Source organism: uncultured Sphingomonas sp., from assembly GCF_946477935.1.
Taxonomy (GTDB): domain Bacteria; phylum Pseudomonadota; class Alphaproteobacteria; order Sphingomonadales; family Sphingomonadaceae; genus Sphingomonas.
The window spans coordinates 1-19,279 of the sequence record NZ_CAMLAC010000054.1; the positions used below are offsets into that span (position 1 = coordinate 1).

At 67.5% G+C, this 19,279-nt stretch carries 18 protein-coding genes; 12 read left to right on the forward strand and 6 right to left on the reverse strand.

Annotated elements, in window-relative coordinates:
• The 9 genes from Q0U08_RS07955 to Q0U08_RS07995 all read left to right on the forward strand — a co-directional run.
• On the forward strand, positions 1–315 hold a 315-nt coding region (locus Q0U08_RS07955), incomplete at its 5' end, for a VOC family protein (protein WP_298090805.1).
• The gene (locus tag Q0U08_RS07960; protein ID WP_298090807.1) at positions 312–1,094 is read left to right on the forward strand and encodes an enoyl-CoA hydratase-related protein; all 783 of its coding nucleotides are present in this window, start codon (positions 312–314) and stop codon (positions 1,092–1,094) included. The genes Q0U08_RS07955 and Q0U08_RS07960, both read left to right, overlap by 4 nt.
• A 107-nt stretch (positions 1,095–1,201) precedes the next feature.
• Positions 1,202–3,355, forward strand: coding sequence for a methylmalonyl-CoA mutase (scpA, locus tag Q0U08_RS07965; protein WP_298090808.1), 2,154 nt, complete (start codon positions 1,202–1,204; stop codon positions 3,353–3,355).
• Positions 3,352–4,383 carry a biotin synthase BioB gene (bioB, locus tag Q0U08_RS07970; RefSeq protein WP_298090810.1) on the forward strand — a complete coding sequence of 344 codons (1,032 nt, stop codon included), beginning with the start codon at positions 3,352–3,354 and terminating at the stop codon, positions 4,381–4,383. Before scpA ends, bioB begins: the two co-directional genes overlap by 4 nt.
• A gap of 90 nt (positions 4,384–4,473) precedes the next feature.
• Complete coding sequence (locus Q0U08_RS07975) at positions 4,474–6,465, forward strand: acetyl/propionyl/methylcrotonyl-CoA carboxylase subunit alpha (RefSeq protein ID WP_298090812.1); 1,992 nt, start codon at positions 4,474–4,476, stop codon at positions 6,463–6,465.
• Positions 6,466–6,547: 82 nt separating this feature from the next.
• A complete protein-coding gene (locus tag Q0U08_RS07980; protein WP_298090814.1) occupies positions 6,548–8,026 on the forward strand; it encodes an efflux transporter outer membrane subunit in 1,479 nt (492 codons plus the stop codon).
• A complete protein-coding gene (locus Q0U08_RS07985; protein ID WP_298090816.1) occupies positions 8,026–9,402 on the forward strand; it encodes an efflux RND transporter periplasmic adaptor subunit in 1,377 nt (458 codons plus the stop codon). Before Q0U08_RS07980 ends, Q0U08_RS07985 begins: the two co-directional genes overlap by 1 nt.
• 43 nt (positions 9,403–9,445) lie before the next feature.
• Entirely contained in the window at positions 9,446–10,144 is a 699-nt protein-coding gene (locus tag Q0U08_RS07990; protein WP_298090827.1) for an ABC transporter ATP-binding protein, read from the forward strand.
• Positions 10,144–11,352 (forward strand): ABC transporter permease, encoded by a 1,209-nt coding sequence (locus tag Q0U08_RS07995; protein ID WP_298090818.1) that lies wholly within the window; start codon positions 10,144–10,146, stop codon positions 11,350–11,352. Before Q0U08_RS07990 ends, Q0U08_RS07995 begins: the two co-directional genes overlap by 1 nt.
• On the opposite strand, the gene Q0U08_RS08000 is transcribed toward Q0U08_RS07995, so the two are convergent.
• The 5 genes from Q0U08_RS08000 to Q0U08_RS08020 all read right to left on the reverse strand — a co-directional run bounded on the left by Q0U08_RS08000 (position 11,321) and on the right by Q0U08_RS08020 (position 16,690).
• A complete protein-coding gene (locus tag Q0U08_RS08000; RefSeq protein WP_298090819.1) occupies positions 11,321–11,944 on the reverse strand; it encodes a nucleotidyltransferase family protein in 624 nt (207 codons plus the stop codon). The genes Q0U08_RS07995 and Q0U08_RS08000 overlap by 32 nt on opposite strands.
• A complete protein-coding gene (locus tag Q0U08_RS08005) occupies positions 11,931–12,854 on the reverse strand; it encodes an XdhC family protein (RefSeq protein WP_298090820.1) in 924 nt (307 codons plus the stop codon). Before Q0U08_RS08005 ends, Q0U08_RS08000 begins: the two co-directional genes overlap by 14 nt.
• An 88-nt stretch (positions 12,855–12,942) precedes the next feature.
• Positions 12,943–15,180: a xanthine dehydrogenase family protein molybdopterin-binding subunit gene (locus Q0U08_RS08010; RefSeq protein WP_298090821.1), complete on the reverse strand. Its 2,238-nt coding sequence runs from the start codon at positions 15,178–15,180 to the stop codon at positions 12,943–12,945.
• The gene (locus Q0U08_RS08015; RefSeq protein ID WP_298090822.1) at positions 15,177–16,157 is read right to left on the reverse strand and encodes a xanthine dehydrogenase family protein subunit M; all 981 of its coding nucleotides are present in this window, start codon (positions 16,155–16,157) and stop codon (positions 15,177–15,179) included. The genes Q0U08_RS08010 and Q0U08_RS08015 overlap by 4 nt, the downstream gene beginning before the upstream one ends.
• The gene (locus tag Q0U08_RS08020; RefSeq protein ID WP_298090823.1) at positions 16,154–16,690 is read right to left on the reverse strand and encodes a 2Fe-2S iron-sulfur cluster-binding protein; all 537 of its coding nucleotides are present in this window, start codon (positions 16,688–16,690) and stop codon (positions 16,154–16,156) included. The genes Q0U08_RS08015 and Q0U08_RS08020 overlap by 4 nt, the downstream gene beginning before the upstream one ends.
• 115 nt (positions 16,691–16,805) lie before the next feature.
• Here Q0U08_RS08020 and Q0U08_RS08025 point away from each other — a divergent pair, with 115 nt between their 5' ends.
• Together Q0U08_RS08025 and Q0U08_RS08030 are read left to right on the forward strand one after the other, a co-directional pair.
• Positions 16,806–17,804 (forward strand): glycerophosphodiester phosphodiesterase, encoded by a 999-nt coding sequence (locus Q0U08_RS08025; protein WP_298090824.1) that lies wholly within the window; start codon positions 16,806–16,808, stop codon positions 17,802–17,804.
• Entirely contained in the window at positions 17,805–18,083 is a 279-nt protein-coding gene (locus Q0U08_RS08030) for a hypothetical protein (RefSeq protein ID WP_298090825.1), read from the forward strand.
• Positions 18,084–18,087: 4 nt separating this feature from the next.
• On the opposite strand, the gene Q0U08_RS08035 is transcribed toward Q0U08_RS08030, so the two are convergent.
• Complete coding sequence (locus Q0U08_RS08035; protein WP_298090826.1) at positions 18,088–18,807, reverse strand: TIGR02117 family protein; 720 nt, start codon at positions 18,805–18,807, stop codon at positions 18,088–18,090.
• A gap of 124 nt (positions 18,808–18,931) precedes the next feature.
• Here Q0U08_RS08035 and Q0U08_RS08040 point away from each other — a divergent pair.
• A partial coding sequence (locus tag Q0U08_RS08040) for a DUF445 family protein (RefSeq protein ID WP_298090828.1) occupies positions 18,932–19,279 on the forward strand: 348 nt, incomplete at its 3' end.

Sequence of the window (19,279 nt, forward strand, 5' to 3'; positions counted from 1 at the left end):
GGGGAGCCGTTCGACCGGCCGGCGCAAGGGGTGAAGGTGTGTTTCATCGATGCGCCGAACACGCAGATCGAGTTGATCGAACCCTATGACCAAAGCTCTCCGATCGCAGGCTTTTTGAAGAAGAACCCGGCCGGCGGGCAGCATCATGTCTGCTTCGAGGTGCCCGACATCCAGGCCGCGGTCGCGGCGATGAAAGCCAAGGGCGCGACCGTGCTGGGCGAGCCGCGCATCGGCGCGCATGGCACGCCGATCGTGTTCCTCCATCCGCGCGATACCGGCGGCATGCTGGTCGAACTGATGGAAAGCCACGCATGAGCGCGCCCATGATCCTGAGCGAGCGGCGCGGCGACGTGCTGGTGCTGACGCTAAATCGGCCCGATCGGCTGAATGCGGCGTCGCCCGAGATGTTCGAGGCGCTGACCGCGGCGCTCGGCAATCTGGAGGGCGCGCGCGCGGTATTGCTGGCGGGGGCGGGGCGCGGCTTCTGTTCGGGGGCGGACGTGGCCGCGGTTGCGCTGCGCGAGGGCGATCCGGGCGAGGCGACCGAGGCGGCGCTGACCCGCAGCTACAATCCGGCGCTGCTGGCGATCGCCGACCTCGCCGTGCCGGTGGTCAGCGCGGTGCGCGGTCCCGCGGCGGGGATCGGGTGCAGCCTGGCGCTGGCCGCCGATTTCTGCGTGGCGAGCGACAGCGCCTATTTCCTGCACGCCTTCGTCAATATCGGGCTGGTGCCCGATGGCGGTGCCTCGTGGATGCTGCCGCGGCTGATCGGCCGGGCGCGCGCCGCGGAGATGATGATGCTGGGCGAGCGGGTGCCGGCGGCCCGTGCGCTGGACTGGGGCATGATCCACCGCGTGGTCGCCGATGATGCGCTGGATGGCGAGGCACTGGCGCTGGCGACGCGACTGGCGGCGGGGCCGACGGTGGCACTGGGGCTGATGCGACGCGCGCTGCATGACGGGTTTTCGAGCGACTATGCCGCGGCGATGACACGCGAAGCCGCCGACCAGCGCCTCGCACGCGGCAGTGCGGACGCGACCGAAGGGGGCACGGCGTTCCTGAACAAACGGGCGCCGGCGTTCCGCGGGGCGTGATCCGCGCCCGGCTTGCCTCGGCACGATTGTTCCGGTTTAAGGAAACAAAATAAGCATGGATGACGCGGCAATTCGCCGCGATCGGGATATTTGGAGCAGGAGGCGTAATGGCCGACAAGCCGACGCTTGACGATTGGGCCGCAACCGCGGCGAAAGAGGTCAAGGGCGCCGATCTCACCTGGCACACGCCGGAGGGGATTGCGGTCAAGCCGCTCTATACCCCCGAGGATGTGACCGTTGACCCCGGCCTGCCCGGCTTCGCGCCGTTCACCCGCGGGGTGCGCGCGAGCATGTATGCCGGACGCCCCTGGACGATCCGGCAATATGCCGGCTTTTCGACCGCGGAGGCCTCCAACGCCTTTTATCGCCGCAACCTCGCCGCCGGGCAGAAGGGGCTGTCGGTCGCGTTCGATCTCGCCACCCACCGGGGTTATGATTCGGACCATCCGCGCGTGGTGGGCGACGTCGGCAAGGCAGGGGTCGCGATCGATTCGGTCGAGGACATGAAGATCCTGTTCGACGGCATTCCGCTCGATCAGATGTCGGTGTCGATGACGATGAACGGCGCGGTGATTCCGATCCTCGCCTTCTTCATCGTCGCGGGCGAGGAGCAGGGCGTGCCCCGCGCCAGGCTGGAAGGGACCATCCAGAACGACATCCTGAAGGAGTTCATGGTCCGCAACACCTACATCTATCCGCCGGCGCCCAGCATGCGGATCGTGTCGGACATCATCGCCTATACCTCGGCCGAAATGCCGAAGTTCAACTCCATCTCGATCTCCGGCTATCACATGCAGGAGGCGGGCGCGACGCAGGTGCAGGAGCTGGCCTTCACCATCGCCGATGGCCGCGAATATGCCCGCGCCGCGATGGCGGCGGGGCTGGACATCGACAAGTTCGCCGGGCGCCTGTCCTTCTTCTTCGCGATCGGCATGAACTTCTTCATGGAGGTCGCCAAGCTGCGCGCGGCGCGCACGCTGTGGTACCGGGTGATGACCGAGCTGGGGGCGAAGGACGAACGCTCCAAGATGCTGCGCACGCATTGCCAGACGAGCGGCGTGTCGCTGCAGGAGCAGGACCCCTATACCAACGTCATCCGCACCACGATCGAGGCGATGGCGGCGGCGTTCGGCGGCACGCAGTCGCTCCATACCAACGCGCTGGACGAGGCGATCGCGCTGCCCACCGACTTTTCCGCGCGGATCGCGCGCAACACGCAGCTCGTGTTGCAGGAAGAGGCGGGGATCACGCACGTCGTCGATCCGCTGGGCGGCAGCTACTATGTCGAGGCGCTGACGCAGGAACTGGTTGCGAAGGCGACCGAGCTGCTGGACCGGGTGGAGGCGGAGGGCGGCATGGCGCGCGCGGTGGACGCGGGATGGCCCAAGGCGATGATCGAGGAAGCCGCCGCCGCGCGCGCCGCGCGGGCGGACCGGGGCGAGGACGTGATCGTCGGCGTGAACAAGTACCGATCAAGCGAGGAATCGCCGATCGACATTCTGGACGTCGACAATCATGCGGTGCGCGAGGCGCAGGTTGCGCGGCTGGCGCGGTTGCGCGAAACGCGGGACGAGGCGGCATGCCAGGCGGCGCTTGGGCGTTTGCGCAATGCGGCATTGGATGCCTCCGGCCGGTACGAGAATAATCTGCTGTCTTTCGCGGTGGATGCGGCGCGCCACCGCGCGACGCTGGGTGAGATTTCCGCGGCGATGGAAGTTGCCTTTGGCCGCTATGGCACGCAACCGGTGCCGGTGAAGGGCATCTATGGCGGCGCGTATGGCGAAGACGTGCGCTGGGTGCGGTTGCAGGAAGGCGTATCCGCCACCGAACGGCGGCTGGGGCGCAAACCCCGGATGCTGGTCGCCAAGATGGGACAGGACGGGCATGACCGCGGTGCCAATCTGGTGTCGTCCATGTTCGGCGACCTGGGGTTCGACGTGGTGTCCGGGCCGCTGTTCCAGACGCCGGACGAGGCCGCGGCGCTGGCGATCGAGAAGGATGTCGACGTGGTCGGCGCGTCCAGCTTGGCGGCCGGGCACAAGACGCTGATCCCCGAGCTGATCGGTCATCTGCGGGATGCCGGGCGCCCCGATATCAAGGTGATCGCGGGCGGGGTGATCCCGGCGCAGGATTACCAGGCGCTGCGCGATGCCGGGGTGCAGGCGATCTTTGGACCCGGCACCAACCTTGTGAAAGCGGCCGAAGAAGTGTTGAGGCTGCTGGGACATAATATGCCACCCGAACAGGACGCTGCAGAATGATTGCCGATACGCTCGAACGCCCCGCCGCCCCGGCGGAGGCCTTGCGCACAGACTGGACCCGCGCGGAGATTGCGGCGCTGTTCGACCTGCCGTTCACCGAACTGGTCTTCCGTGCCGCCGAGGTGCATCGCCGCCATCACGCGGCCGATCAAGTGCAGCTCTGCACCCTGTTGTCGATCAAGACGGGCGGTTGCCCGGAGGATTGCGGGTATTGCTCGCAATCCGCCTCGGCCGAAAGCGACGTGAAGGCCGAGAAGCTGATGGACGTGAACGCGGTGCTGACCGCCGCGGCGGAGGCCAAGGCGGCGGGCTCGCAGCGTTTCTGCATGGGCGCCGCCTGGCGGTCGCCCAAGGAGCGCGACATGGACAAGGTCGTCGCCATGGTCGAGGGCGTGAAGGCGATGGGGCTGGAAACCTGCATGACGCTGGGCATGCTCGACGCACCCCAGGCGCAGCGGCTGAAGGCGGCGGGCCTCGATTACTACAACCATAATATCGACACCTCGCCGGAGAATTACGCCAACGTCATCACCACGCGCTGCTTCGAGGACCGGTTGCAGACACTGGGCCATGTGCGCGACGCGGGGATTTCGGTGTGCTGCGGCGGGATCGTCGGCATGGGCGAGAGCCGCGGCGATCGGGTCGGCTTCGTCCATGCGCTTGCCACCCTGCCGCGCCACCCGGAAAGCGTGCCGGTGAACGCGCTGGTGCCGGTGAAGGGCACCGTGCTGGGCGACATGCTGGCCGATACGCCGATGGCCAAGATCGACGATATCGAATTCGTCCGCACCGTGGCGGTGGCACGCATCACCATGCCGCTGAGCATGGTGCGCCTGTCGGCAGGGCGCGAGAGCATGTCGGAGGCGACGCAAGCCTTGTGCTTCATGGCCGGTGCCAATTCGATCTTCACCGGGGACAAGCTGCTGACGGCGGGCAACGCTGGCGACAGCGCGGACGCTGCGCTGTTCGCGAAGCTGGGCCTGTCGCCGATGGCGGGCGAAGAGCCGATGCGCGTCGCCGCGGAGTGATCCGAATCCCTCTCCCGTTCGGCGGGAGGGGGCAAATCATAACAACGCTCAGCGGGCAGGCCCTTCCCGCGAAGCGGGAGGGGAGTTCGCATGTTCAAGAAGATCCTGATCGCCAATCGCGGCGAGATCGCGTGCCGCGTCATCCGTACCGCGCGGGCGATGGGCATCGCGACGGTGGCGGTCTATTCGGATGCCGATGCGCGTAGCCCGCACGTGATGCTGGCGGACGAGAGCGTGCGCCTGGGGCCGGCGCCTGCGGCGGAAAGCTATTTGAAGGCGGAGCTGATCCTGCTGGCGGCCAGGGAAACGGGGGCGGATGCGATCCATCCCGGCTATGGCTTCCTGTCGGAGCGGGAGAGCTTCGCACGGGCCTGTGCCGAGGCGGGGATCGCGTTCATCGGCCCGCCGCCCAATGCGATCGCGGCGATGGGCGACAAGATCGAATCGAAGAAGCTGGCGAAGGAAGCGGGCGTGAACGTCGTCCCCGGTTTCCTGGGCGAGATCGCCGATACCGAGCATGCGGTCCGCATCGCCGGCGAGATCGGCTATCCGGTGATGATGAAGGCGTCCGCCGGCGGCGGCGGCAAGGGCATGCGGCTCGCCTGGAGCGAGGCGGACGTGCGGGAGGGATTCGAGGCGACGAAGCGCGAAGGGCTGGCCAGCTTCGGCGATGACCGCGTGTTCATCGAGAAGTTCATCCAGGACCCGCGCCATATCGAGATCCAGGTGCTGGGCGACCAGCATGGCAATATCCTCTATCTCGGCGAGCGGGAATGTTCGGTGCAGCGTCGCCACCAAAAGGTGGTCGAGGAAGCGCCGTCGCCCTTCGTCAGCCCCGACATGCGCCGCGCGATGGGCGAGCAGGCGGTCGCGTTGGCGCGTGCGGTCGGGTATTATTCGGCGGGCACGGTGGAGCTGATCGTGTCGGGCGCCGACCCGACTGGCGAGAGCTTCTACTTCCTGGAAATGAACACACGGCTTCAGGTCGAGCATCCGGTGACGGAGGAGATCACCGGGCTGGATCTGGTCGAGCAGATGATCCACGTCGCCGCCGGCGAGCGGCTGGCGTTCGGGCAGGACGATGTAACACTGAACGGCTGGTCGGTGGAAACGCGTGTCTATGCCGAAGACCCCTATCGCGGCTTCCTGCCCAGCATCGGCCGACTGGTGCGCTACCAGACGCCCGAGCCGGTGGAGGAAGAAGCGGGTCGCGTGCGCATCGATGACGGCGTTGCCGAGGGCGGCGAGGTCAGCATGTTCTACGATCCCATGATCGCCAAGCTGGTGACCTGGGCGCCGACGCGCGAGGGCGCGATCGATGCGCAGGTAGCGGCGCTGGACGGCTTCCATATCGAAGGGCCGGGCACCAACCTGGATTTCCTGTCCGCGCTGATGCAGCATCCGCGTTTCCGCGACGGCGCGCTGACCACCGGCTTCATCGCCGAGGAATATCCCGAGGGTTTCCACGGGGCGCCGGCCGAACCGGAACTGTTGCGCATCCTGGCTGCGGTCGCCGCATTCGTCGCGACGGCTGAGGCAGACCGGGCGCGGCGGATCGATGGGCAGCTCGGCCGCCGTCTGCCGCCGCCGGGCGAATGGCGCGTGCGGATCGGTGGCGAGGATCGCCATGTCGTCGTCGATACCGATGCGGTGACGGTGGACGGCGACCCCGTCGAACTGGAGATGGAATATACGCCGGGCGACCGGATCGTCACGGTGGACGCGCCGGATGCGCTGACCATCCGGCTCGGCCGGACGCGACGTGGCTGGCGCCTGTCGACGCGCGGGGCGGCGCATGACGTTCGGGTGGTGCCGGGGCATGCGGGGGCGCTGACGCGGCACATGATCGAGAAGGTGGCGCCGGACCTGTCGCGCTTCCTGATCGCACCGATGCCGGGCCTGCTGGTGCGGCTCGATGTCGCCGAGGGTGACCGGGTCGAGGCGGGGCAGGCGCTGGCGGTGGTCGAAGCGATGAAGATGGAGAATATCCTGCGCGCGGCCAAGAGCGGTACGGTGAAGGCGGTGAGCGCGCGGACGGGCGACAGCCTGGCGGTGGACGCGGTGATCCTGGAGCTGGAATAGGCCCCCGCATTTCGGGCATGACACAGGTTGCGACATAATAATGCTGGACGCCGGGCGGGGCGATGCCGCATCCCTCCGCCCCATGTTCCGCGCTCGTGCTCTGTTCCTCGCGCCTCTGGCGCTTGCCGGCTGCACCGTCGGCCCCGATTATCGGCCCGCGGCGCCCGCCGAACTGGGCGTGCCGGATGGGTGGTCGGTGCCCGCCACCCAGGCCGAGGTCGCGGACCTGACGCGCTGGTGGCGGCGCTTCGACGATCCATTGCTGGGCGAACTGGTCGAGCAGGCCGCTGCGGCCAATACGGATGTCGCGCAGGCGGTCGCCCGGTTGCGGCAGGCCCGCGAAAGCCTGGTGCAGAGCCGCGCCTCCCTGCTGCCCACCGTGTCGGGATCCACGGGGTATCAGCGCAACGAGAATGTGGTGGGCGGCGGGCGGTCTTTCACGCTGCCCGATGGCACGGTGGTTGATACCGGCGGCGGCGGCCGCAATGCCTATACCGTGGGTCTGTCCGCGCGGTACCAGCTCGGCCTGTTCGGCGAGGTGCGTCGCACCGTCGAGGCGACGCGCGCGCAATATGAGGCGTCCGGCTTCGACTATGCCGCGACGCTGCTGACGGTCGAGAGCGAAACGGCGCGCAATTACGTGCTCGCGCGGCTGTATCAGGCGCAACTGGCCAATGCGCGGGCGAGCCTGGCCTTGCAGGACGATAATCTGGAGATTGCCGGTTTCCGCGTGCAGGCGGGGCTGGTTTCTTCATTGGATAATGAGCAGGCGCGGGGGCAGCGGGCGCAGACGGCGGCGACGATACCGGCGCTCGAGCAGCAGTATAATGCGGCGGTGTCGCGGCTGGGCGTGCTGACCGGACAGGCGCCGGGCGCGTTGAAGGGGCGGCTGGAGGCGGCGCGTCCGATCCCGCAGGGGCCCGCCGCGGTCGGCGTCGGCCTGCCCGCCGACCTGCTGCGCCGGCGCCCCGACGTGCGCGCCGCCGAACGCAACCTGGCCGCCGCCACCGCGCAGATCGGCGTGGACAAGGCCGCGCTCTATCCGGCGCTGGCGATCAGCGGCAACCTGAACACCAACGCGACCAGCATCGGTTCGATCGGCGAGGCGATCACCGGCAGCCTGTTCGCCGGACTGACCCAGGCGATCTTCAACGGCGGCCAGTTGCGCAGCCGGGTGCGGGCAAGCGAAGCGGCGGCGGACGGCGCGCTGGCCGCCTATCGCGGCACGGTGCTGAACGCGCTGGAGGATGTCGAGGTCGCGGTGGTCGCGCTCAACACCGCCCGCGCGCGCGAACGTGAGTTCGCGGTCGCGCTGGATGCGGCCAACAACGCCGCGATCCTCAGCCGCAGCCAGTATCGATCCGGCCTGACCGATTTCACCACCCTGTCGCAGCAGGAGGCGGCGCTGTTCAACGCACGCAACAGCGAGGCGAGCGCGCGCAGCGACGCGGCCACCGCGTTGGTCACCCTGTTCGCGGCGCTGGGCGGCGGCTGGGATGCCGAAGTGACGCCCGAGGCGCCGCGCGCCGGCACCACCCTTTCCACCACCGGGAACCCCTGATGGCCGACGAAGCGCTCGACAATTTCCTGGGGATGAAGCCGCAGCCGCGCTGGCGGCGATGGGTAAGCTGGGGTGCGGTGGCGGTCGGCGTCGTGCTGCTCCTCCTGCTGCTCAAGAACTGCCTGGGTGGATCGGATGCGCCGCAATATGCGACCGCACCGGTCAGTCGCGGCAATCTGACGGTGACCGTCTCGGCGACGGGCAAGCTGGCGCCGACCAATCAGGTCACGGTCGGCTCGCAGCTATCGGGCCTCGTCACCCGCGTGGTGGTGGACGTGAACGACCGCGTGACCGCAGGCCAGGCGCTGGCGCTGATCGATCCCGAACAGATCGATGACCAGATCCGCGCCGGCCAGGCGACGCTGAACGCCAATCAGGCGCAGGTGGCACAGGCGCGCGCCACCCTGTCGGAATCGCAGGCGCAGCTTGCCCGTCTGGAAGAGGTGTACCGGCTGTCCAAGGGGCGGGTGCCGTCTGGCACCGAGCTGCAGGCCGGGCGTGCCGATGCGCAGCGTGCGGCAGCGGCGCTGCGTGTGGCGGAGGCCAATGTCGCCGCCGCCCGCGCGCAACTGGCACAGTCGCAGACGCAGCGCGCGCGCGCGATCATCCGCTCGCCGGTATCGGGCGTGGTGCTGGCGCGGCAGGTCGATCCCGGCCAGACGGTGGCGGCATCGTTCAACACGCCGACGCTGTTCGTGATCGCCGAAGACCTGACCCAGATGAAGCTGGAGGTCGCGATCGACGAGGCCGATGTCGGTGCGGTGCAGGTGGGGCAGAAGGCGAACTTCACCGTCGATGCCTTTCCTGGTCGTACCTTTCCGGCGAAGATCACGCGCGTCGATCTGGGATCGAACCTGACGGTCAGCGCGGCCACCGCCTCGTCATCGACGACCACGACGACGACGACCAACCAGGTGGTCAGCTATGCCGCGGACCTGACGGTCGCCAACCCGACGTTGCAACTGCGCCCCGGCATGACCGCGACGGCCGATATCGTCACCTCCGACAAGCAGAATGTGCTGCTCGTCCCCAACGCCGCGTTACGTTTCAAGCCGACCAGCGGCGCCGGCGGCGATCAGGGCGGTGGCATTGCCGGATCGCTGACCTTCCGCCCGCGCCGCGATCGGCCGACCCGCACCGCCACCGTGGGGCGCGGCGCGACACAGACCGTTTATGTCCGCGGCGGCGATGGCCAGCCGCAGCCGGTGCAGATCGTGACCGGCGACACCAACGGCAGCATGACCGAGGTGACCGGCGGCGAGCTGAAGCCCGGCATGCAGGTGATCACCGGGCAGCTTGCCAGCGGCGGCGACGATGCGGGCGGCCAGCGCCGCGGTGGTGGCCAGCGGCGGCAGGGAGGGGGCGGTGGCCAGTAACGCACCGCTCATCTCGCTGCGCGGCGTCACCAAGACCTATGGCATGGGCGCGACGCAGTTCCAGGCGCTGAAAGGCGTCGATCTGGATATCGCGGCTGGCGATTTCGTCGCGGTGATGGGACCGTCGGGGTCGGGTAAATCGACCACGATGAACATATTGGGGTGCCTGGACGTACCCAGCGGCGGCACCTTCCTGTTCCGAGGCCATCATGTCGAGACGCTGGACCGCGACCAGCGCGCGCTGCTCCGTCGGCAATATCTCGGCTTCGTGTTCCAGGGCTTCAACCTGCTCAGCCGCACCTCCGCGCTGGAGAATGTCGAGCTGCCGCTGCTCTACCGCGGGGAGGATCGCAAGACGCGGCGCGACATGGGAATGGCCGCGCTCGACAAGGTCGGGCTGGCGGACTGGTGGGACCATACGCCGGCCGAACTGTCCGGCGGGCAGCAGCAGCGCGTGGCGATCGCGCGGGCGATCGTGACCAGTCCGGACGTGCTGCTGGCCGACGAGCCGACGGGCAACCTCGATTCGGAGCGGTCGGTGGAGATCATGCAGTTGCTGACCGGCCTCAACCGCGACAGCGGCATCACCGTGCTGATGGTGACGCATGAGCCAGACATGGCGGCGTTTGCGCGCACCGTTGTCCATTTCAAGGACGGGCTGGTCGAGCGGATCGAGGCGCAGCATGCCCAAGGCACGATGCCGGACGATTCCCCCTCCCGCTGGCGGGAGGGGGGTGAATAATGTTCGGTACCACGCTGACCCTCGCGATCCGGTCGATCCGACGGCATCTGTTGCGCTCGTTCCTGACCATCCTGGGCATCGTCATCGGTGTCGGTGCGGTGGTGACCATGGTCACGCTGGGCAAGGCGACGACATCGGCCGTGCAGCAGCAGATATCCGCGCTGGGCACCAACATCCTGCAATTGCGGCCTGGCCAGGGCTTCGGCCGGGGTGGCGGCGGGCCGCGCCCGCCCGACTTCAAGCCCGAGGATGTGGAGGCGATCAAGAACCAGATCGCCGGCGTCACCGGGGTCGCCCCGCAGGCGTCGTCGTCGGTGACGGCGATCTACGAGGGTGCGAACTGGTCGACCACGGTACGCGGCACCACTAGCGACGTGTTCAAGGTGCAACCCTGGCCGCTGGTATCAGGGCGCTACTGGACACCGGCGGAGGAGGAAGCGGGCAAGGCGGTGTGCATCATCGGCAATACCGTGCGCACCAACCTGTTTCGCGGCGGCGAGGCGGTGGGCCAGCGCTTCCGTGTCGGCAACATCAGTTGCGACGTGATCGGCGTGCTGTCCACGCGCGGGCAGGCGGGCTTTGGCGGCGATCAGGACGATGTTGTCATCATGCCGATCAAGGCGGTGCAGCGCCGCTTTACCGGCAACCGCGACATCCAGTTGATGCTGATCGGCGTCGACCAGGCCTATTCCACCGCAGCGGTGCAGGCATCGCTTACCGACCTGTTGCGGGAGCGGCGCAACATCGGGGGCGGCAAGGACGATGACTTCAACATCTTCGATACCAAGCAGATTTCCGACACGCTGACGGGGACGACGACGCTGTTGACGCGGATCGTGGCGGCGGTGGCGGCGATCAGTCTGGTGGTGGGGGGCATCGGCATCATGAACATCATGCTGGTGTCGGTGACCGAGCGGACGCGCGAGATCGGTATCCGGCTGGCGATCGGGGCAGTAGCGCGCGAGGTGCTGATGCAGTTTCTGGTCGAGGCGGTGGCGCTGTCGTGTCTGGGCGGGATCGTCGGGCTGGTGCTGGCGCAGCTCATCATCCTGGCGCTGGCGCCGCTGATGCAGGTGCCATGGACGTTCGATCTGCAGATCAACATGATCGCGTTCGCCATCTCGGCGGTGATCGGCGTTGTCTTCGGCTATTTCCCGGCGCGGCGCGCCGCGGCGCTCAATCCGATCGACGCGCTGCGCCACGAGTGATCATGCGCTCGGGCGCGTGGACGAGCTGGCGCAGGCGTTCCAGATCGTCCGGCGTGTCGATGTCGATCAACTCGGCCGGGGTGGTCACGACATGGCTGCCGGCGGCGACCAGCTTGCGGGCGCCTTCGTCGCCCTGCAACTGCATCAGCGTGTCGAATTGGCCCCGGCCGAACACGCCCGGCGGGGTGGGATGTTCGCCGTTGCTGGATACCACCACCGCATCATCGCCCTCGGCGGTGTCGAGCAGGCGGTAGATATGGGTGGCGGTGACGCGGGGCATGTCCGCCAGCGCGATCACCACCGCCCTGGCATCCAGCGTCTGGGCGAAGGCGATGCCGAGGCGAAGCGAGTGCGACATGCCTTGCGCGACCGCGTCGTTATGGATCACGCGGTAGCCGCGGTCGGCGAAATCGAGCCGGCATCCGTCGATCACCGCGACCCGCGCCTTGAACGGGATCGCCTCCAGCGCAGTGGTGACGTGAAAGCCGACCGGCTTGCCAAGAAATTCCGCCTCCAGCTTGTTCTCCAGCCCGAAGCGATCGGACCGGCCGGCGGCGAGCAGGACGAGGACGGCGTCTTCAGCGGCGATCATGGAACGCCCCCACCATGGCGGCCGCGATCGACAGCGCGATTTCGGACGGGCCGATCGCGCCGATGTCGATCCCGACGGGGCCGTCGATACGGTCGATGGCGTCGGGCGCGACACCAGCTGCGGCCAGACGCTCCCGCCTGGCGGCGTGGCTGCGCCGGCTGCCCAGCGCGCCGACATAGGCCGCGTCGCTGGCAAGCGCCGCGATCAGGGCGGGATCGTCGATCTTGATGTCGTGGCTGAGCGTGACGACGGCGGTGGCGGGGCCGGGGCGCCATGCCGCGATCGCCTCGTCCGGCCAGCGATCGTCCAGCGTGACGCCGGGGAAGCGTTCCTCGGTCAGAAAGCGCCCGCGTGGGTCGATCACCACCGTCGCGATGCCCAGTGTCGCGGCAAGGGCTGCCAGGCTCTGTGCGATCTGGACGGCGCCGACGATCAGCAGGCGGCGGGGTGGATCGTAGCGGTTGGCGAAGATCTCGCCCGTTTCGACAGGGCGCAGATCGGCATGGCCGGTGGCGAGGTCGGTGGTGACGGTGAGCGACCGGCCATCCTCGCGCGCCTCCGCGATCCGGTCGAACAGTTCGGGATCGAAACCCTCTGCGGAGACGGGCTGCACCATCACCGCGATCTCACCACCGCAGGGCAGCCCCACTTCCCATGCCGCAGCATCGGCAATGCCGTAGCGTTTGACCTGGAAGGGGGCGCCGGCGATCACCTCGGCCGCGGTTTGCAGAATGTCGCTTTCGACGCAGCCGCCGGACACCGACCCCTCGAACCGGCCATCGGCGTGGACGATCATGTGGCTGCCACGGGGGCGCGGTGCCGATCCCCAGGTGGACACCACGGTGGCGATGGCCATCGGCTCGCCCTTCCAGGCGCGGGCGGCGGAGAGGACGGAGTCGTTTTCGGCCATCTATATTCCTTGGCCCCTCCCCCATGGAGGGGGAAGGGTCATCCTGTCATAATCCGTCCCGGTCCGCGCGAAACGGGATAACGGTGTCTTAGACCGCTGGCAGTCCGTCCAGCAGCTTGTCCAGCGTGATCGGCAGATCGCGCACGCGGATGCCGGTCGCGTTGTAGATCGCGTTCACCACCGCCGGCGCGGCGCCCGAAATGCCGAGCTCGCCGATGCCCTTGGCATGGATCGGATTGGCGTGGATGTCGCGCTCGTCGAGGAAATGTACCTCCAGTTGGGGCACGTCGGCGTTCACCGGGACATGATATTCGGCGAGATCATGGTTCACCAGCTTGCCGTTGCGGGTGTCGTGGATCAACTCCTCGGTCAGCGCGGTGCCGATGCCGAAGGTCATGCCGCCCAGGCACTGCGACCGTGCGGTTTTTGCATTCAGCACGCGGCCGGCCGCGAACACGCCGAGCATACGCCGCACGCGGACCTCGCCGGTGACGACGTTGACGCCGACCTCGGCAAAATGCGCGCCGTAGCTGGCCTGGGTGTGCGTCTTTTCCTGTTTGCCGGGCTTGATCTCGCCCGTCGCCTCGATGCCGTCGCCGACGAGTTCGGCGATCGCTACCTGTCGGTTGCCGCCGATCGCCTGCCCGTCCTTCAGCGTCAGGTCGGCGGGATCGACCTCCATCGCCTTGGCCAGCTTCTCGCGCAGCAATTCGCAGGCCAGATACACGGCCGAGCCGGCCGAGGCCGCGCCCCAGGACCCACCTGAACCCGCCGCGGGCGGATCGTTGGTGTCGCCTAGCTTCATCGTGATGCGGTCGACCGGGATGCCCAGGATTTCGGACGCGATCTGCGCCATGATCGTGTAGCTGCCCGTGCCGATATCGGTCATCGCGGAGGCGACCGTAGCGCTGCCATCGGGATGGATCTCGGCCTTGGCGGAGGATTGCTGCAACTGGTTGTTGCGGGTGGCGGCCGCCATGCCGATGCCGATCAGCCAATCGCCCTCGCGCCGCGATCCGGGTACCGCGTTACGCTTCTCCCAGCCGAAGCGGCGCGCACCCTCGTCCATCGACTGGGTCAGCTTGCGCGACGAAAAGGGGACCTGCTTTTCCGGGTCCTGTTCGGGATCGTTGATCCGGCGGAGCTCGATCGGGTCCATCCCCAGCGCCTCGGCCAGTTCGTCCATCGCACATTCGACGCCGACCATGCCGACCGCCTCGCCCGGTGCGCGCATCGAGCCCGACAGCGTCAGGTTCACATCGACCGTGTCATGGTTGATCCGGCGATTCTCGCTGGCGTAGAGCGAGTGGGTGCCGATGCCGACGGGTTCGAAAAAGGATTCGCCCGGCAGGTTCGAGACGAGCGAGTCGTGCACCAGCGTGGTCATGCGCCCGTCGCGCCCGGCGGCCAGCTTGACGCGCTGTTCGGTATTGGAACGGCGGACGGTGGCGTCGAAGACCTGCTGGCGCAGCATCACCGCCTTGACCGGGCGACCGAGCCGCTTGGCCGCAATCGCCGCGGCGACGCTTTCCGGCGCGATGCCCAACTTGGACCCGAAACCGCCGCCGATATAGCGCGAGACGATGCGCACCTTGTTTTTCGACACGCCCAGCGCATCGGCAAGCTGGGACGCGTCCGAGGTCGGCATCTGGTACGCGCCGTACAGCGTCAGCGCGCCTTCCTCCCAAACCGCGATCGACGCGTGCGGCTCCATGGCTGCCGAGTTCTGGCTGGGGGTGATGTAGGTGACATCGACCTTCACCGGCGCTTCGTCGAACGCCTTGTCGGGATCGCCCTGGCTGTAGTGCGGGGGGATCATCGCCTTGGGCGGCTTGTGCGCTTCGTCCTTGTGCGCCTCGAAATTGTAGACGCCAGACTTGTAGTCATACTCCACCGGGATCGACAGCGCGGCCTCGCGTGCCGCCTCGAAGGTTTCGGCCAGCACGATCGCGACGATCTGGCCAAAATAATCGACCGTCTTCACGCCCTGGGTTGGCGCCTTCGTCTCGCCACCCTGCTGCGCGTTGCGCAGAAAGGAATCGTAATCGGTGATGACGTCGATCACGCCCGGCATCGCCTTTGCCGCATCGATGTCGATCGACAATACCTCGCCGTGACCGATCTTGGCGGAAACGAGGACGCCGTGCACGGCACCGGGAATGTCGTATTCCGCAGCATAGGTGGCGGTGCCGGAAACCTTGAAGGGCCCGTCCACCCGGTCGAGCGGCTTGGAGATCACGCCCTGCACGCCCGTATCGAGCAGGCTGTCCGGATAGGGCTGATTCATCGTCAGCGATTTGGTGTCGGAATTGCCGAACATGCTCATGCCTCCGTCAGCTCACGCAGCGTCGCGATCAGCGTGCGACGGGCGAGCGGGATCTTGAAATCGTTGCTGCCATAGCCCCTGGCGTTCGCCAGCAGCGCGTCGGCTGCGGCGTTGAACGCGGTGTCATCGGGCGCCTTGCCGACCAGCGCGGCCTCCACCGCGGGATCGCGCCACGGCATCGGGCCGAGGCCACCGAATGCCAGCGCGGCGCTGGCGATACGGCCGTCCGCCACCTCGACCACGCCTGCGACAGAGACCAGCGCGAACGCATAGGAGGCGCGGTCGCGCACTTTGCGGTAAAGCTGTTTGCCCTTTGCAGGCGCGGGCAGTTCGATATGCGTGATGAGTTCGCCCGTCTCCAGCACCGTCTCGATATGCGGCGTGTCCCCGGGCAGGCGGTAGAAGTCGTCGATCGCGATCCGCCGGCGATCGCCATCCGCCTTCAGCGTCACGATCGTCGCATCCAGCACCCGCATCGCCACCGCCATGTCGCTGGGATGCGTCGCGATGCAGCTTTCCGAGGTGCCGAGTACCGCGAGGATGCGGTTGAACCCGTCGCGCGCCGAACAGCCGGTGCCGGGCTCACGCTTGTTGCACGGCATAGCGGTGTCGTAAAAATAATAGCAGCGCGTCCGTTGGAGCAGATTGCCGCCCGTCGATGCCTTGTTGCGCAACTGGCCGCTGGCGCCGGCCAGCAGCGCGCGCGACAGCACCGGATAGCGCTCGATCACCCGCGCATCGGCGGCCAGATCGCTGTTTGGGACCAGCGCGCCGATCGTCAGCCCGCCATCCTCGCGCTCCTCGATATCGGAGAGCGGCAGGCGGCTGATATCGACCAGCGTTTGCGGCGTCTCGATCTGCAACTTCATCAGGTCGAGCAGGTTGGTGCCACCCGCGATGAACTTGGCGCCGGCCGATCCGGCCTCGCGCACCGCGATCTCGGCGCTGTCGGCGCGTTCATAGGCGAAGGGCTTCATGCTGCGACCTCCTTGCCCACTTCGGCGTTGGGATCGCGGCTGCCCTTGCCGGCAACCTCGCGAATTGCATCGACGATGTTGGGGTAGGCGGCGCAGCGACACAGATTGCCGCTCATCCGCTCGGAAATTTCCTCGTCGCTCAGGTCCGCGTCGCTCAGGTTCGCGCTGACATGCGAGGGCCAGCCCTTCTTGGCCTCGTCCAGCATGCCGACCGCCGAGCAGATCTGGCCGGGGGTGCAATAGCCGCACTGATAGCCGTCATGCCGCACGAACGCGTCCTGCAGGGGGTGCAAGTCACCGGGCTGGCCCAGTCCCTCGATCGTAGTGATCTCGTCATCCTGGTGCATCACCGCCAGCGACAGGCAGGAGTTGATCCGCCGGCCGTTGACCAGCATCGTGCATGCCCCGCACTGGCCATGATCGCATCCCTTTTTCGAGCCGGTCAGGCCCAGATGCTCCCGACACAGGTCGAGCAGCGAGGTGCGGACATCGACGTCGATGTCATGCGATTGACCATTGATCATGAAATGCATTGCGGAAAGCTCCCGAGGACCGAGAACAAACGCGATGATTAATGTTGGTTTCCCGTTGCGAACCACTCTCACCACTTTGCTTGCCGCGGCCGGAATGACGGGGCAGGCTGATGCGATGGCCGACTCCAAGCCGCTGTCGCACCCGCTGGTGATCGCGCATCGCGGTGCCAGCGGCGAGCGGCCGGAACATACGATCGCCGCCTATGATCTGGCGATCACGCAAGGTGCCGACGTGATCGAGCCCGATCTGGTGCCAACCCGCGACGGCGTTCTGGTCGCTCGGCACGAAAATGAGATCGGCGGGACGACGGACGTCGCGCAACATCCCGAATTTGCCGACCGCCACACCACCAAGACGATCGACGGCCAGCCGGTGACGGGCTGGTTCACCGAGGATTTCACGCTGGCCGAACTGAAGCGTCTGCGCGCGCGCGAACGCCTGCCGCAGATGCGCTCCACCGCCCATGACGGGCAGGAGGCGATCCCGACCTTTGATGAGATCATTGCGCTCGCCAAGACGCGGTCGAAGGAGACGGGGCGGACGATCGCGGTTTATCCCGAAACCAAGCATCCCAGCTACTTCGCCGGTATCGGATTGGGCACCGATCGCCCGCTGCTCGCCGCGCTGCAAGGGGCGGAGTGGACGACGGCGGCGGCACCGGTCTTCATCCAGTCGTTCGAGGTGAACAATCTGAAATGGCTGCGTGCCCGAACCGGCGTGCGGTTGATCCAGTTGGTCGCGGCGGAGGGCGCACCCGCCGATCATGCCGCCGCGTCCTATGCCGCGATGGTGACACCTGCGGGACTGCGGGAGGTGGCCCGCTATGCCTGGGGCATCGGTCCGGACAAGGCGATGCTGTGGGATTTGGAAGGCCAGGCCACCACGCTGGTCGGCGATGCACATGCGGCGGCTTTACGCGTCCATCCCTGGACGTTCCGTGCGGAGAATGCGTTTCTGACACCGCATTTTCGCCGCGGCACGGCACCAGCCGAACATGGGGATCTGGCCGGCGAGATCGCCTCCGCCCTCCGCCTTGGAATCGACGGACTCTTCACAGACTATCCGCTAATCGGTGTTTCCACGCGCGATGCGATGCGATCCGGAGTTGAGTGAATGCGTAAAGTCGTTCTGTGTCTTGCACTTATGGTGCCGCTCATTGCCGGCGGTTGCGTGCGCACCGCGGTTGGCGTGGTGAAGGCGCCGTTCCAGGTGGCGGGGCAGGTGGTGGACTGGACAACGACAAGCCAGGACGAGGCCGACCGCAATTACGGGCGCAAGATGCGCAAGAAGGAAGCTCGCGAGGGTCGCGAACGCCGCGAATACGAGAAGCGGTGCCGCAAGCAGCCGGAAGAATGCCGGGGCTATGACGGCTATCAGGCGGCGAACGACTGATCCGTCACAGCCACCACATCACGGTGGTTGGAAAGGGCGTCCACCGCCCCATGCGCACACCGGCATGGCGCAGCGCCGCCCCCGTCCAGGCATTGCACGTCGTGAGAGCGGAATAGCGACCACGCGCCGTGTAGAAGGCGTCATAGGCGCCGTAGCCGGGGTGGACCTGCCCCGCCGCCGCCAGACTGGCGGTGATATAGTCGGCCAGCCGCCGATAGTCGGCTTCGCGCAACCGGATGGGGCGTGCGCCGTCCCCGGGCCGGGGGCGCGGCAGGTGATCGACATGGATCAGTGAACGGTCGCTGCCGATCGCGGCCGCGGCGATCGTCGCCGGCCGGATGTCGCGCCAGCGCGGCGTTTCCAGAAAGAACGCCGCCTCGCCCCAGCCGATCGCGAGATGATCGTGCCCGCCATAGCGCGGGTCGGCGAGGTCGCGCGCCGGAAAGAGCGGGCGCCAGTCCACCCCGGCCGCCTGTTTCGGCACGATGATCGCGGTATGGATGCCGTTCGATTCCACCCAGATCGTCACCGTCGGCGTCGAAGCGGGCGGTTTCGTGCCGCTTGCCGGGATCGATCCACCGATCGCGCCGGCAAGCGCATAGCCGAACAACAGCACGCACAAGGCCGCCGCCATTCGCCCGATCGCGCCGGTCGCGGTGTGCAGCAGGGCGGGAATAGCGGTGGGAACGGCGGCCTCCTGACGATGTCGGATCCTGTTTGGCACAGGATGGATTGCGGTGCGATCGATACGCAGCTTGAACAATCCCGCCGTTCGGGGATTGTCGGTGCTGATGAACCGCCTGCGTCGCACCGGGGCCAAGGAGCCCGCTCCACCGGCTCTTGTGCGCATGCGAATCGTGGCGACCGGCCTGCTGGTGGCGATGGCCGCGATCTTTTTCATCAGTCGGTCGCTGGTTCCCGTGCATTCAGGCTGGGGCTTTGTTCGCGCCTTTGCGGAGGCGGCGATGGTCGGCGGGCTGGCCGACTGGTTCGCGGTGACCGCGCTGTTCCGCCACCCCCTCGGCCTGCCCATCCCCCACACCGCGATCGTACCACGCAACAAGGATCGCATCGGCGACACGCTCGCGCAGTTCCTGCGCTCCAACTTCCTGGTGCCGCGGGTCGTCGCGCGGCGGATGCACCGGGTGGACGTGGCGCGCGCGGCGGGGCGGTGGCTGGCGCAGCCGCCGGGGGAG